We start from the raw sequence: 12,764 nt of genomic DNA on the forward strand, positions 1-12,764 counted from the left end.
TCGCGGAGTCAAGAAGGATGACTTCAGCTCAAAACCCTCCACCGCAACCCATCCAGCGCCCAGGGCTAATCGTCTCGGCGATAAACCTGGTCCTGCACGTCATCGGTTTGCTGATCGCCTCGTTGCTGTTCTCGATTCTGATCGAGTGGGCCGGTCTGCTGCTGTTCTGGGGTGATCAAGGCTGGCGACACAGTCAGGCGATGCTGAGCAGCGAACTGGGCTGGCTCAGTGAGCACTTCACATCCTCACTGATTATCCAACAGCCTGGACAGACGATTGTCCAGTGGCTGGATTTCCTCCAGCAGTGGTTACTGGTCAAGACCGGTTTTACGGATTTCGCCCAGCAGGCGCGGGCGTCGAGCCAGGACAACGGCTTCTGGAGCGGGCTCAATCAGCTGTATGTGAGCATCGAGGATTTTGTACTGGCGGCGGTGTATGTCACTTTCACTTTCGTGGTGCGTCTGACCATTCTGGTCTTGGCGACCCCCCTGCTTCTGCTGGCCATGTTCACCGGCTTCATCGATGGTTTGATGCGCCGCGACCTGCGTAAATTCGGCGCTGGGCGCGAAAGCAGCTTTGTCTATCATCGGGCGAAGCGAGCGGTCATCCCACTGCTGATCGTGCCCTGGATCCTTTACCTGTCCCTACCCTTTTCGCTCAACCCAATGGCGGTACTTCTGCCTTGCGCCGTGATGCTCGGGGTCGCCATGGCCATCACGACGGCGACATTCAAAAAATATCTCTGAGTGCGACACGAATGCTTATCTGCGGAAGTGCTCAGAAGGCTAGCTCATGAGAGGCCCAAGCTCCCGGTCGTAAGGAGCCGCCAGTCCCGCGTTAGTGGACAACCCTCACAGGTGTTTGGCTTCGAGAGGAGTTTGATCATGGCATCGGTTGGTAGACGAGATGGGCGCAATTTTGGCTATGGCCGACAACTGAGTTATGCCGGACCGCAAGCCTTGCGCGATCTTTTTGGCGGCGGGCATTACGCCACGGTCAAGGCGCACAGTGATCGCTGGCAGGCGTTTGTCCGCTGGTGTCGTTCGGAGGATGGGCCGGGGTTTAACGATGCGCGACAGATAGATCGGCAGACCTTGCTGGACTACGCAGGGCATCTGCGCCAACAAGTTGAACAAGGCGCTATCGGCATCGCCACAGCGCAAAACCGGTTGTCCAGCGTAAACCGGACTATGGCGGCGCTTCGCGGCGATCAGTCTGTGGCGGTGCCAAGCCCGAGTAAGGCCTTGGGAATGCGGCGTACCAGTGTTCGTCGCTCGACGCCGCAAGGCCAAGACCATGAGCAGGTGAAGCGGATCGTCGACGTGCTCTGCGAACACCAAATGCCGCGCGCGGCGGCCATCGTTCAGTTGGCGCGAGCCACCGGCATGCGCTTGCGCGAGGCCATTTTGGCCGACCTACCGCGCCTAAAACATGAGACCGAACACTACGGCAAAATCAACATCCGAGATGGCATCCAAGGTGGCCGCTCACGTGCGTCGGCGCTTCGTTGGATTACGGTAAATGATCCTATTCGTGACGCGCTGAAATTTGCCGAACAGGTTTCACCCAACGGTAGCCGCAATCTGCTTGCACCGAACGAAAGCTATGTCGATTTACAACGGCAAATCGTCCGCCCCGCACGAGAGATCCTCCATTCGCACAACCTCAAAGGCTTCCACGAGCTTCGGGCCGCCTATGCGTGCGAACGCTATGAGCAGAGCACTCATCATCTTGCGCCCATCAACGGTGGCCGTTGCTACCAACTCGACCGACGCCTAGATCAGGATGCCCGAGTGCAAATCAGCTACGAGTTGGGACTCGGCCGTATCGACCTGTTATCGACTTACATTGGTGGTCGAACATGAGTAAGCCATTCGATATGAAGCCGTTGCTACTGCTCGCGAACGTAGTCCGACATGATCGGATCGGCCGTGACGTGTGAATTGTGCTGGTGGATCTTTGGGAATGGCATGGTCGCTTCCTATGCGGATGGCTTCGGGGCGCGAGACATCAGCAACCCGCACACTTCGCATAAATAGCTGCCATCTGGCCCGTTTCTGAGGCCCTTGATCGAAATACTCTCCCAGCACTTCGAATATGGCTGATCGTTCTCGGTGGTTTTCTCTTCGCCCTGGTGGCCGTTGGGGCAAGCAAAGTATTCATACGTGCGCATGGTCATAGCCGTGGTTTCCTCTAGCTGGTGATCAGCCTGCGAACCTTTCCCATTTTTTGATCGCTGCGCTGGTTTTATCCACGTCTATACCACTGACGAGTGAATCGGCAAATGCAAGGTGAGCCTCCATGTAACTGTCAAAGTCCTTCACCTGGACACCATTCGAAAGAGCGCGACTTCACCAAGAAAATGCGACTACCAGCTTACCGAGTTCAGGGTCATGCTGATCTTTCATTCGCTCAAGACCGCCATCGTTATGAGCTACCGCCCAGCCAAAGGCTTTGGAAAAGTCCCGAACCTTCTGCGGCTGTGAACCGCTTGCTAGCTTTTTATGAATAGCAGCGTGAGTTTTTTGATCCTCTACCAAAGACGACACATAAAGAAGCCCGCAGATGCGGCAGGTAGCAGTGCTCATAATGCTGATCCCCTTGTAAACGAGGACGCGAAAATGGTCCCCTCCTACGGGCTTAGCCCGCGCATTGGCGGGCTGGCGGTGGAGCGGCTTTTCCTCGTTAGGTGCACGATATTCGTACCATGCACCTAACTACCTTAGAAAATTAGTATTCTCGAGGGAAATAATGTCCATCGGGATATGGTAACCGCCCATTTATAAACCTCACGAACTCTAGAAATTTGGCCAACGCAGCATGCAGCTCATCAGTGGTACCGATAGTTTTTGCCTTGAAAGCGTGTATCGCGTTCCGGCGCTGTTGAACCATCCGCACCCATGTCTCCCATTCTTCTTCAGGGGACCAAATTCTTCGCTTGAAAAAGAGAATCAACGGTTCCAGAGTTACTCCGTCAGGATCTAGGGTGTGCCCTTTCTTTTTGATGGCATCAGCATCTGTTAGGTAATCCTGGTAATACACCGACAACAACAACTTCATCTGACCCTCAACTAAGGCGCCTAGGTTTGCCCAGGCGAGAATAAGCTGGCCGTCAGTCAGCGTGCCACACCATACTGACAGTTGCTCTGCCAGCGAGCCCTGCCATTCGAGCATTGATTTATTCAGCAGTTCTGCTGCCTCGATCGGAGCCCAACCGTGAGCCTCCTTCCAGAATCCCATCATGTCTTGAATTAAGTGTGTAGTTCGTCTGACTGTTTCGGTAAGGGGTATCGACATTTGAATTCCTTTTCTATCGTGCTTTAGCCTGGTTGCCATCGGAAAGCCATTGGCTCGCCCTTGTCTCTGCGTCAAGCGCTCGCTCCGCCAGCGGCTTTGTAGGGGCTTTGGCGGGCATCGCTACTTTTCCCTTAGCTCATGTGGTTGTGCGCGAACCAACCCATGGCTAGCAGAAAGGCCGGGATGATGACAGCCATGAATACCGACTTTGCGACACCTTCACCAAGCGATTCTGACTCCTTGATGTTGTCGTCACTTTTGACCCCAGCGAAGGCTGCAACCACACAAGTCAAACCGACTGCATGCCAGTAGGTAATCGCCATCACTCCCAGCGGAACAACAAACCAACCCCATAGGGTGGCAGCGACGTATCCACCCCAAAAAATGTACAACGCGAAAGCGACCACAACACCCAACACCACGCCCATTTGATTTCCCTCACTGCGCACTCCAGCCATCCCGGCGTGCCTCTACTGACCTTGCCCAACGTTTGACGGCTGGGCTTGTGGTGTACCTGGGCGTTTTCCGGCTTATTTAGATTTTCCGGCTTTAGCGCCTGATGCCTCAGCTTTAGGCGCATCAAAACACTGCATTTTGGTCTGCGCAGTCGTGTAGCTCGTAAGTGAAACGACACACTGCTTTTGCCCGCAAGAACAGTTGGCCATAATCAATTGTTCGGTCTGTGACATCGTGCAAACACATGCTTCGGGCATCTTTTGCAGGCTTGCCCTTGGCTGCATAATTTCATCGGCCAACGCGCTTTGCACTACAGCAACGAAAAACATCAACATGGCGATTGAATTCGATTTCATAGTTTTTCCGCTCGATCCTGTGGCCAAAGCGGCCGGTTCCTACCGACAAGGCCCACACATGGCGGGCTGTTGATCTGCGGCGTTTTCCTATAGGACTGGAAGGGCAGTAGACGGCTTGTGCAGTGGGTCAGCCCCGATAAAGACTTCTTCCGGCGCCTCGGGCCATTCGTTGCGGATCGCTTCAAAGTCCGCTTCGTTCCAGCAGCGAAGAAATTGAAGTCCTTCCTCGGTTTGTAATGCGAATTTGATGGCCGCGACCGCTGCATGGTTGCCGTGGTCGCTGTTGGCCCGCACCATCGCAGCATATTCAGCTTCCACGTCCTCAAGTGCCGCGATTCCTTCGGCGCTCATACCGTTGCCGGAGATATGCGAAATTTCCAGCAGCGCCAGAAGTTGCGCCGTATCGGTTGTATAGCTGTGGGCCTCTTCCTCGGAGACCCCACCTTGGCCCCAATACGCGGACACTGCCGCGAGCCGACTTTTCGCCTGATTGACGATGGTTTGTTCCAATCTATTCACGGCAATAGCTTCCTGTAGTGGATATGAAACCGCATTTTTCTACGTCCTTAGCCCCACGTTTTGACGGCGGGGCTTGGGCGTACCTGGGCGATTTCCGTGAATTGGTGGTGGTACTGCTCAACCTTCCATGGCGTCCGCATCGTCCATTGCACCACGCAGATATAGCTGAACCTTATTTAGCTCATCTAGAGCTTCACGCAGGCTTGCTCCGGTACACGACTGACCATAAGCATTTTCGGTATGAGAGAATCGCCATTCACCATCAGCAGTCCTCTCCCCTGTGTACCAGTTATGTGCTTGGGGGCGGCGATCAAATCCGACGCAGCCGCAACAAGCCATTATCGAACCACCACATGGCAATGTATCCTTCCGGCATGGCAAGAATCGTGGGCGACGGTGCCTCATTCGCCCTCAGCTACCGCTCGGACATGCGACAGAAAAATCCGATAGTGCCCGCCCACCGGCGTTGCGCACGGACATCAGCATCGTTGCCGCGCAACGTTTGTTTGATCGACGGCATTTCCATCAGCCCTCGATTTACCGCGAAATACATCAAAAATATTCAGCATCGGTTCAGCTTAAGACTATATCACTGGTGATATAAGTTCCTAGAAGCGCGACATGCACAAATGTGTACTACTTTTAGGTGAGAGCGACGATGAAAAAAAATTGGCGAAAAGTTGCCTTCTGTTGGCTTTGGTCATACGCAATGTGAGTGCAGCGAGTGATCAACCCTCCCCCGTGGACACAAACACCCTCGGTCAGCGCAGTGTGGTGCCTATCCATGAAGTATTGATCGGACCTAAGATGGTCCCAAGGTACACGATCAATGTCATTGTCAATGGTCAACCACTACAGGCAGGGTTGGATACTGGATCCACTGGACTGCGTTTACTACCTCGAGCAGTCGCACAAGCGGGAATATCATCTTCAGGCATCGATGCCACTTATGGATATGGCAGTGGCGTCACCTTAATTGGGCCCAATACGCTCGCATCAGTTGAGATAGGTAGTTCGAAAAAAGAAATCCTCCTACAGGCTGTTCGGATGACGGGATGCCGCGGAGGCGGAAATGACTGCCCAGCGGGTAAACTCACACCTTCTCAATATGGCCTAATGGGGTCTGGGTTCCCGAATCAAGGGTTTTCCGCGATCATAGGTATTCGTTTTGGATCAAAGCTTGCCCCAAATCCGTTAGTTAAACTAGGAGTAGAGAGCTGGATCGTACATATTCCTCAGCGTGGCAAAGGAGATGGCTTCCTCGTTCTCAACCCAGACTCACGCGACACTAAAGATTTTGTGCCATTGCTCTCGAAAAGTCAGCCTACAGGTTCGGTTGATGGCTGCATAAAGGTAGCGCGCTTGGAGGCTCAGGAAATATGTAGCGCGATACTTTGGGATACCGGTGCACCAGCAATAACCGTGCGAAATGCCCAACGTCCTAGGGCATGGCAGCCAGGAGCACCAATTGAGATGCTATTTACCACGGCGTCTGGGGCTCCGCTGCCACCAATTGAATTTCGGGCAGGAGATCCTGAACGTAGGGGTAGGGCTAATTTTTCTTCGGCACCCAATCGACCTGGTTTACAAGTTTCAGCTGGGTTGTTGCCATATTATTCGTATGACATGTTTTACAATGCAAAGACAGGAGGAATGGCGGTTCGTGCCAATACTGGAAATCACAGCTTCACTTCTGCGAGGTAGTAAATTTAATCTACATGGGCCTCATCCTCCACGATGAGGCCCTTTCTTTTTTATTTCTGGATGTAGAGTTAATCGCCCAAATCACCACCGGCCGCATGCCTGTGCTGATTAACAGAGCTTTTTAGCTAAAGCTTCATAACTCTTAATACAGAAAAATAACATACAAAGTTACCAAACAGATTTTTATATCAACCTGTGCTTTTGGATACATACAGTGGAAGATCAATCTTTTTAGAATTTCGAAGTAATAACTTGGAAAAACCTTTACGCAACGTCGGTTTTCCTGCGATGCGGATTAGATATCTCAGCAATTTAAGTCCAGTACGAGAGTGAGGCCAAAGCATGCGAGGCAGAATTTTAGGAACGCCTTGCCCTTCTCTTACAAACGGCCGCATGACGCGCTCATAAGAGGCCAATGCAGAGGGAAGATCTTCTGTTTTTGCTAACTCACCTGCCAATACGTAGCCGCCGACTATAGCTAATGTAGTGCCGATGCCCGACAACGGCGTAACGCACCAGGCAGAATCACCGGTAAGGACCACACGGTTACGGTGCCAGCGACGCATTCTTACCTGTCTAAGAACATCAAAATAGAAGTTGTCAGTTTTATTCATACCGTCAAGGATTCGCGGGAAGTGCCATCCTGCGTCGGAGAACTTCTCTTGCAGGAACTTCTTTTGTAGCTCTACAGGCCAGTCATTCTCGCCCTCTGGTTCTTTCTGCATACCCAAATATACATGCACATTCCCCTCGCGACCTGGCTTTAAGGTCGCTCCGATTCCACCTAAAGTATTGTATTGTCGCGCGAATACACCATCGACTGAAACTTTGGGTATTGCGAAATAGGCGAGAGTCATATCCATCCACTTCGGATTGTTCTCTCCTGGGAAAATCAACTCGCGAGTAGATGACCCTACACCCTCCGCCACAATCACAACATCGTATCGAGCACTTGGGCGATTCTGGAAGTGAACGGTGCTACCGCTTTCATCTTGTTCAACCGCCTTTATAGTTTCATTGAAGAAATAGGTTGATCGATTGCTTGCAGGTTCATAGATCAATCGAGCAATGTCGCCACGCATTATTTCCAACTCTGCTGTTGGTCCATCGCCAATATCATCGACTGTGAATCGCGCGATTGGATTGTCGTTTTCGTCTACCCAATCAGTGCCTACCTCAGAGGTACGAAGGGCTAATGCAGCCCGCTCAAGCCCCATCATTCGGAGCACATCTCGACCTGCTCCTCGGACATCTACGTTTTGGCCTTCATCACGAAATGCGGGAGCTTTTTCAATAACAGTAACGTCAAAGCCATATTGGGAAAGCCACCATGCTGCGGTATTGCCAGCAACGCTTGCTCCACTGATGAGGATTTTTTTAGCCATGCAGATTCTCCTGTAATCCGCACACAATATCACGCATGATGCAAATTAACATCACGCGTGATGTTAAATTTTAGCCTTCTAAATTTGCAATAAATCGTTGGAGTAACGCCACTAACATCGCTGCTTCCTCAGGCGTGAATCCATTAACGCCTTGTGCGTTCGTATCGAGCAAAACATGCCGTCCTAGCGCGGCAGTATCCCGACCGCTTGGTGTGATGCTCACAAGCGCAGCTCGCTTGTTTGTCGCTACAACGGCCCTCTCAATCAGGCCGGCTGCTTCTAGCTTATCAAGCGTCGCAACCATGGCCGGCTGTTTTACTGCAGATGCCTTCACGAGATCCCGCTGCAACATAGGGCCGCGCCAAGACAGCCATAGCAACGGGCCGATTAAAGTAAGCGATGTCCCATGTGACCTTAACGTAGCTTCTACCGCGCGATGAAACACGCGTTCTGCTCGCTTCGCGAGGTAGCTGGGAGCAACAGCCGCGTCGGGATGAATATCTTTGTCATTGTTCATGCCAGCATTTTGTCGGAAATTGATGACTATCACTAGCCTGATGCTGAGTTAATCCGAATGTCATCCCCGATCAGCGTTTACCATCGATACCACCTTGAAGGAGTTACCACTGTTGCCTCGATCGCTTCAAAATGCCGTTGATCTGAGTTACCCCCCAAACACACCCCTTAGAGTCCCCTAGGGTCATGCTCCTCCCGAGCGGTTTGCATCTGCCAAAACTTGGGCCTGGCCAGCTTCATACTGGGCCTTGGTGACTTCATCGGCATCCATGCTGGCTGCATGGGCCACTGTGGCAGTGAGCAGCATCAGCGCTGCGAAAAAAGGCTTCATATGTGACATACCTGCATTTTCGCGGGCGAGAAAACCACGCCCTGGTACTGCCGAAGCCCGCACGGTGGCGGGCTGGATGGGCAGCGGGGTTTCATGTCGTTTTCCTAGCTATCGCTCTTGGTTGGTCTGGCCATCGACTGGGTTGAGAAACTCGCTCAGCACTCTGTCCAGATGGGGCGCGAGTTTCAGCACATCAGAATCAATTGCCTGAGTGGAACTCGCTTCGTAAGGGTATCGAGTGCCGACAAACAATGTAGAACAAGAGATAATCCACTTTTCCAGCTGAAAGCCAGGAGACAAGCGACCTGAGATTTCACGCAACTTGTCCGCCAAATCCACCGGGATTGCTCTGTATAGCTCGAGCAGATTATGCCTATTTCCAGGCAGGCCTACAGCTAATCTGAGGTGCCCTTCAGGGTCATATTCACTCCTTGGAAAGCGGGGGTCAGCCTCCACCAGAAATGACTTGAGATATAGCTCTGATGCAAGTGCAGAGTTCATCGTCGCTGGCCAATATAGAGCTACGTCGCCATCTGATGCATGCCGCTCAAGCAGAAGCGAAGCTCTCAAATAAGCCCGCGCCTCGTCGATTACCCAAGAGCTTGGCAAAGTCTCATTGTCCATTTCTGTTTTCCTTTGGCTCGTTGCTGCATTGGTAGAGCCGCCCGGTCTGACGTTTGATTACCTTCTGACGGCATGGCCATCGCGGGTAATCGGTACTCCGGGCGACTCTCCGATGCAGCCCCGGAGGGCTGTCGGGTATCCCGTGAATTCTTTAACGGTATGGGTCGTGGGGGAGCTGAGCCTCACGACAGTGCGTAAGAGCTTCCTCGTAAGTCTGGAAGCCACTGCAACGATGCTCAGATGGTGCCAGGATGGACTCGCGGAGCTTGTGGGTACTGCGATTTTTCCTCGGTCAAATCGAAGTGTCTTGACCTCGCACTATGCGTGTCACCTTCCCATACTTCCTTCGCAAGTCTGACTTGCGTAATTTCACCCCACACGCGGCACCGACAAGGGGGGTAATGTCCCAAATGGTCGAGCCCACGGGCTGCCCAGCGGAGTATTGTTCTAGGTTCGACTCAGCGACGAACCGACCAACATCGTCTAAGCCACTGGGAGAGCGAATGCCATACAGCAGCTCCGTAGGTGAGCCCGTATCCAGATTTAATGATGCAAATACTGACGGCCCAACGTGATGCCCTTCCTCACCAGGGAAACCGACCGCCACGTCATAAATTTCCCCATCCAACTCAACCCACGAATGGTCAAATGTGCCGGCTGATGCCTTGACCTCACCAGTAACTATCTTTGGCGAAAAACCCATCTCATTGAGAACCATGAACAAGGTCGCAGAGCTGTCATGGCAGGCCCCCGTCCAGTCGTTCTGCCACGCGAAGTTGAGCAGCACGGCATAAGCCTGGAAAAGGCGTTTGCCGTTAGGCAATGATGTAGACGCTTGCTCTGCGTTGTGAAGCCATGGCTGGATCATCTTCGTTCCCTCGTTTTGTTGACTTTAGAATCAATGACATCTCGTCCTCTACCCCGGCTTTTTGAAGGCCGAGGCTTACCAGCATGTACAAGGCTCCGCTTAATCAGAGCTGGCTTCGCAAGCGCACTGAGGAATTTTCTCATCGCAGTCTTTGCACACCTCGCAGCAACATTCAGTTTCTTTCTCACCGCAGTTGTCGCAAGTTTCACAGGTGCAGTTATCTTCTTTGGCGCTACAGTGACTGCACCGCTCGCACACACAGTCAGCTTCCTTTTGCTCACAGTCTTCGCAATAGCTGCATTCACAGGCGCTGCCTGGCTGTTCACAACCATCACAAATTTTATCCATGGGATCCATAGCTAGCTCTCCTTCATTTTATGGGCACGGAATCCGCACCTCTTTTTACGGGCTTAGCCTGCACTTGGCGGGCTTGGGGGCAAAGCGATGTTTCCCTGTTACTCAAAGAGCGCTTGAACGCGGGCCAGCACATCGTCAATCACAACTTCGGGGACCGACTCCGTACGCTTTGCGCCACGTGCCTCAAGATCAACGGTGCGAATCTGATTGCACAGCACAACGCCCTGCGTCTCGGTGCCAGAACCGCTCAAAGGCACAGCGAAACCGGCATAGCGCGCAAAATCCCCGCCTTGGGTGATCGGGGCAATAACGGCGAGCCCAGAAGCGTTATAAGCCGCAGGCGTGAGGATCAGTGCAGGACGGAAATCGCCCTGTTGCTCGCGGCCAGCGGTAGGATTCAGGTTCAGACGCACAATGTCAGCCCGGTTGAATTTGGCTCGCTTCACGCTTCACGCCCTACCGGTTGCATGGCATTCCAGGCGGCCAGCTCTGCGGGCTCTTGCGCATTCAAATCGCACTGCTCCATCAGGTCCGCCAACCGGTAGTGCGGCTTAGTCTTGGCGCGCTTGAGCGTCATTGCCTCGGCAGACACATCGAGCGACAGGACATCGCCATTTACCAAGCTCATTTGTTTGAGCGCGGTAGACGGCAAGCGGATCGCCTGACTATTACCCCACTGCTGAATTTTCACCTGCATATAAACCTCCAAAAACGTATACACATAGTAGATACACAACCCACAGGAAGCAAGCATTTCGTTTAAACATAGTATCTACAATGCAAGCTCAAAAGCCCTTCGTATAGTGGCCTGATCAACTGAGAGATAAGGTTTGCTGTGATCCAGATCGGCATGGCCCAAGATCATTTGAACCGTTTCAACGTCACCAGTCGCGGCCAGTACCTTTGCCGCTAGTGAACGCCGTCCGCTGTGCGATGACCCCTGCTTTATCCCCGCCTGTCGATAAAGCCTGCTGATGGCCTGTTGCAAGGAATCACACGCCCTGTAGACCTCCGGCCCGCTATCCAACTGGCGGTGTTTGAATGCGAGTTCGAAGGCCTGCCCCTTATGGCTCAGAACCAGCTTTGAACCTGGGCGCATGCCTCGATACTCATCGGCACCGGTATAACCCCAACCACGGGCAACACGCACCTCAAACCATCGCTCAAGGGCTTCAAGGCATTTCGGGTGTGTGAGGTAGATGTTCCGGGCACGGCAGCCTTTCGTAATGGACGGCGACAGATACACCTCTGGTCGCACCGCTCCACTTGGATAGAGCACGTCGGAGATTTCGAGCTGGGCCAATTCGGTGACACGAATTCCAGTCGTGTGCGTGACCCATAACAGCATCACATCACGCTCAGGATTTCGCCCGGTGACTGAAGCAACCCGAATGAGGTGTTTGAATTGACCAGGGCGAAGGGATGTTGCGCGCCGAATATCGGTCATAAGGCTCTCTGTCAGGATTGAACGCGGATCGAGGTCGATCCTGAGAGAGTTGGTGGTAGGCCTCCAGCGAAGCCTAACACCAATGTTTTCGGCGTGTTCACGGAAAATGGGTTGTGACGATATCGTCATCAACGAAGCTCATCGAGAGTGGAATTTCCCTAGAGCCTCAACCACTCTCTCCATCAAAGATCGAAGGACCACATAGCTGTAAGTAAACATCTCCAGTACCTCCCCAGAAAAAGCGATTCATCAGACCTCAGGTTTCTTACGGAAAAATTCGACCTCTAACTTGATTCTGCTCCCAGATCCATATGGGCCAGCATCATGCCAACTACCATCTTTCGCTGCTTGTTACTGCTCTCGCTGGCTATCGTCGATGGCAACAGCTATGCCGCATCTGGTCATGAGCAGGATCAGCTCAGCCGAGTCCAGCAGCAGCTCGACATTATCGAACGCCTTGCAACGCAAGCTGAGGCAGCCAGCACGGCTGAACCAGTCGAACGCTATCGCTTCGACTATCTCCGTCTTTCCCAAGACATCCAGCGCATCCGCCACGGTGTGCAGGGCTACCTTTCCCCTTCCCGCGCTCAACCCCGCGATCCCAGTGAACTGGTCGGCGACTACCGCCTCGACACTCCGTCCGTGGAGCCCTCGCCATGAGCATTACTGAGGCTCAGACCGCTGCCTTTCAAAACGCGTCCGGTTTCTTACCGCAGAGCAGTTCGACGCTCTGGCTGTCCCTGGTTCTCGTCCTGGCTTTGCTGTGGTGTGCCTGGGTGATGTGGACGGCTTACCGAGGTTGGGCGGCTGGCAGCGTGCGCTTCGGTGCGTTGGGCGGCAGCGCCGCCCGCGTCCTGCTCGTGTTGTTGGTTCTGATGTTCTTCACCCTTTCCTAATCCAGGAG

General features: G+C 53.1%; 18 protein-coding genes. 5 read left to right on the forward strand and 13 right to left on the reverse strand.

Annotated elements, in window-relative coordinates; translation table 11 throughout:
• Positions 1–17 precede the first annotated feature (17 nt).
• Both AB4N82_RS25075 and AB4N82_RS25080 read left to right on the forward strand, forming a co-directional pair.
• Complete coding sequence (locus tag AB4N82_RS25075; RefSeq protein WP_122426612.1) at positions 18–746, forward strand: TIGR03747 family integrating conjugative element membrane protein; 729 nt, start codon at positions 18–20, stop codon at positions 744–746.
• 138 nt (positions 747–884) lie between these two features.
• Complete coding sequence (locus tag AB4N82_RS25080; RefSeq protein WP_460103517.1) at positions 885–1,865, forward strand: integrase domain-containing protein; 981 nt, start codon at positions 885–887, stop codon at positions 1,863–1,865.
• A gap of 486 nt (positions 1,866–2,351) precedes the next feature.
• Here the strand turns inward: AB4N82_RS25080 and AB4N82_RS25085 are convergent, their stop codons facing one another.
• The 5 genes from AB4N82_RS25085 to AB4N82_RS25105 all read right to left on the reverse strand — a co-directional run bounded on the left by AB4N82_RS25085 (position 2,352) and on the right by AB4N82_RS25105 (position 4,628).
• On the reverse strand, positions 2,352–2,588 hold the full coding sequence (locus AB4N82_RS25085; protein ID WP_460103519.1) for a hypothetical protein: 237 nt from the start codon (positions 2,586–2,588) through the stop codon (positions 2,352–2,354).
• A 142-nt stretch (positions 2,589–2,730) separates the two neighbouring features.
• Positions 2,731–3,297, reverse strand: coding sequence for a hypothetical protein (locus tag AB4N82_RS25090; RefSeq protein WP_460103521.1), 567 nt, complete (start codon positions 3,295–3,297; stop codon positions 2,731–2,733).
• A gap of 131 nt (positions 3,298–3,428) precedes the next feature.
• Positions 3,429–3,725: a hypothetical protein gene (locus AB4N82_RS25095; RefSeq protein WP_460103524.1), complete on the reverse strand. Its 297-nt coding sequence runs from the start codon at positions 3,723–3,725 to the stop codon at positions 3,429–3,431.
• 102 nt (positions 3,726–3,827) lie between these two features.
• Complete coding sequence (locus AB4N82_RS25100; protein WP_460103527.1) at positions 3,828–4,109, reverse strand: hypothetical protein; 282 nt, start codon at positions 4,107–4,109, stop codon at positions 3,828–3,830.
• 87 nt (positions 4,110–4,196) lie between these two features.
• On the reverse strand, positions 4,197–4,628 hold the full coding sequence (locus AB4N82_RS25105; protein WP_460103530.1) for a hypothetical protein: 432 nt from the start codon (positions 4,626–4,628) through the stop codon (positions 4,197–4,199).
• Between the two features lie 23 nt (positions 4,629–4,651).
• On the opposite strand from AB4N82_RS25105, the gene AB4N82_RS25110 reads away from it, so the two are divergent.
• Complete coding sequence (locus tag AB4N82_RS25110) at positions 4,652–5,227, forward strand: hypothetical protein (RefSeq protein WP_460103532.1); 576 nt, start codon at positions 4,652–4,654, stop codon at positions 5,225–5,227.
• Positions 5,228–6,520: 1,293 nt separating this feature from the next.
• On the opposite strand, the gene AB4N82_RS25115 is transcribed toward AB4N82_RS25110, so the two are convergent.
• The 8 genes from AB4N82_RS25115 to AB4N82_RS25150 form a co-directional block, all read right to left on the reverse strand.
• Complete coding sequence (locus AB4N82_RS25115) at positions 6,521–7,717, reverse strand: FAD-dependent monooxygenase (protein ID WP_460103535.1); 1,197 nt, start codon at positions 7,715–7,717, stop codon at positions 6,521–6,523.
• Between the two features lie 70 nt (positions 7,718–7,787).
• Complete coding sequence (locus AB4N82_RS25120) at positions 7,788–8,234, reverse strand: MarR family winged helix-turn-helix transcriptional regulator (RefSeq protein ID WP_460103538.1); 447 nt, start codon at positions 8,232–8,234, stop codon at positions 7,788–7,790.
• 183 nt (positions 8,235–8,417) lie between these two features.
• Entirely contained in the window at positions 8,418–8,564 is a 147-nt protein-coding gene (locus AB4N82_RS25125) for a hypothetical protein (RefSeq protein ID WP_460103541.1), read from the reverse strand.
• A gap of 108 nt (positions 8,565–8,672) precedes the next feature.
• Positions 8,673–9,188, reverse strand: a complete 516-nt coding sequence (locus AB4N82_RS25130; RefSeq protein ID WP_460103543.1) for a hypothetical protein — start codon at positions 9,186–9,188, stop codon at positions 8,673–8,675.
• Between the two features lie 292 nt (positions 9,189–9,480).
• A complete protein-coding gene (locus tag AB4N82_RS25135; RefSeq protein ID WP_460103546.1) occupies positions 9,481–10,056 on the reverse strand; it encodes a hypothetical protein in 576 nt (191 codons plus the stop codon).
• A 455-nt stretch (positions 10,057–10,511) separates the two neighbouring features.
• Positions 10,512–10,859: a type II toxin-antitoxin system ChpB family toxin gene (locus tag AB4N82_RS25140; RefSeq protein ID WP_460103549.1), complete on the reverse strand. Its 348-nt coding sequence runs from the start codon at positions 10,857–10,859 to the stop codon at positions 10,512–10,514.
• Complete coding sequence (locus AB4N82_RS25145; RefSeq protein ID WP_117144304.1) at positions 10,856–11,110, reverse strand: AbrB/MazE/SpoVT family DNA-binding domain-containing protein; 255 nt, start codon at positions 11,108–11,110, stop codon at positions 10,856–10,858. The genes AB4N82_RS25140 and AB4N82_RS25145 overlap by 4 nt, the downstream gene beginning before the upstream one ends.
• A 75-nt stretch (positions 11,111–11,185) precedes the next feature.
• Positions 11,186–11,860 carry a tyrosine-type recombinase/integrase gene (locus AB4N82_RS25150; RefSeq protein WP_460103552.1) on the reverse strand — a complete coding sequence of 225 codons (675 nt, stop codon included), beginning with the start codon at positions 11,858–11,860 and terminating at the stop codon, positions 11,186–11,188.
• A 324-nt stretch (positions 11,861–12,184) separates the two neighbouring features.
• Here AB4N82_RS25150 and AB4N82_RS25155 point away from each other — a divergent pair, with 324 nt between their 5' ends.
• Positions 12,185–12,520, forward strand: a complete 336-nt coding sequence (locus AB4N82_RS25155; protein ID WP_253547813.1) for an integrative conjugative element protein, RAQPRD family — start codon at positions 12,185–12,187, stop codon at positions 12,518–12,520.
• The gene (locus AB4N82_RS25160) at positions 12,517–12,756 is read left to right on the forward strand and encodes a TIGR03758 family integrating conjugative element protein (RefSeq protein ID WP_460103556.1); all 240 of its coding nucleotides are present in this window, start codon (positions 12,517–12,519) and stop codon (positions 12,754–12,756) included. Before AB4N82_RS25155 ends, AB4N82_RS25160 begins: the two co-directional genes overlap by 4 nt.
• Positions 12,757–12,764 lie beyond the last annotated feature (8 nt).

The organism is Pseudomonas sp. H1_D04 (assembly GCF_054683855.1).

What these genes read in the sequence shown, in the direction of transcription:
- AB4N82_RS25075 (WP_122426612.1), top strand. Translation starts at nt 18, where the DNA reads ATGACTTCAGCTCAAAACCCTCCACCGCAACCCATCCAGCGCCCAGGG.
- AB4N82_RS25125 (WP_460103541.1), bottom strand. Translation starts at nt 8,564, where the DNA reads ATGAAGCCTTTTTTCGCAGCGCTGATGCTGCTCACTGCCACAGTGGCC.
- AB4N82_RS25160 (WP_460103556.1), top strand. Translation starts at nt 12,517, where the DNA reads ATGAGCATTACTGAGGCTCAGACCGCTGCCTTTCAAAACGCGTCCGGT.
- AB4N82_RS25095 (WP_460103524.1), bottom strand. Translation starts at nt 3,725, where the DNA reads ATGGGCGTGGTGTTGGGTGTTGTGGTCGCTTTCGCGTTGTACATTTTT.
- AB4N82_RS25150 (WP_460103552.1), bottom strand. Translation starts at nt 11,860, where the DNA reads ATGACCGATATTCGGCGCGCAACATCCCTTCGCCCTGGTCAATTCAAA.
- AB4N82_RS25090 (WP_460103521.1), bottom strand. Translation starts at nt 3,297, where the DNA reads ATGTCGATACCCCTTACCGAAACAGTCAGACGAACTACACACTTAATT.
- AB4N82_RS25130 (WP_460103543.1), bottom strand. Translation starts at nt 9,188, where the DNA reads ATGGACAATGAGACTTTGCCAAGCTCTTGGGTAATCGACGAGGCGCGG.
- AB4N82_RS25155 (WP_253547813.1), top strand. Translation starts at nt 12,185, where the DNA reads ATGCCAACTACCATCTTTCGCTGCTTGTTACTGCTCTCGCTGGCTATC.
- AB4N82_RS25085 (WP_460103519.1), bottom strand. Translation starts at nt 2,588, where the DNA reads ATGAGCACTGCTACCTGCCGCATCTGCGGGCTTCTTTATGTGTCGTCT.
- AB4N82_RS25080 (WP_460103517.1), top strand. Translation starts at nt 885, where the DNA reads ATGGCATCGGTTGGTAGACGAGATGGGCGCAATTTTGGCTATGGCCGA.
- AB4N82_RS25110 (WP_460103532.1), top strand. Translation starts at nt 4,652, where the DNA reads ATGAAACCGCATTTTTCTACGTCCTTAGCCCCACGTTTTGACGGCGGG.
- AB4N82_RS25145 (WP_117144304.1), bottom strand. Translation starts at nt 11,110, where the DNA reads ATGCAGGTGAAAATTCAGCAGTGGGGTAATAGTCAGGCGATCCGCTTG.
- AB4N82_RS25115 (WP_460103535.1), bottom strand. Translation starts at nt 7,717, where the DNA reads ATGGCTAAAAAAATCCTCATCAGTGGAGCAAGCGTTGCTGGCAATACC.
- AB4N82_RS25135 (WP_460103546.1), bottom strand. Translation starts at nt 10,056, where the DNA reads ATGATCCAGCCATGGCTTCACAACGCAGAGCAAGCGTCTACATCATTG.
- AB4N82_RS25120 (WP_460103538.1), bottom strand. Translation starts at nt 8,234, where the DNA reads ATGAACAATGACAAAGATATTCATCCCGACGCGGCTGTTGCTCCCAGC.
- AB4N82_RS25100 (WP_460103527.1), bottom strand. Translation starts at nt 4,109, where the DNA reads ATGAAATCGAATTCAATCGCCATGTTGATGTTTTTCGTTGCTGTAGTG.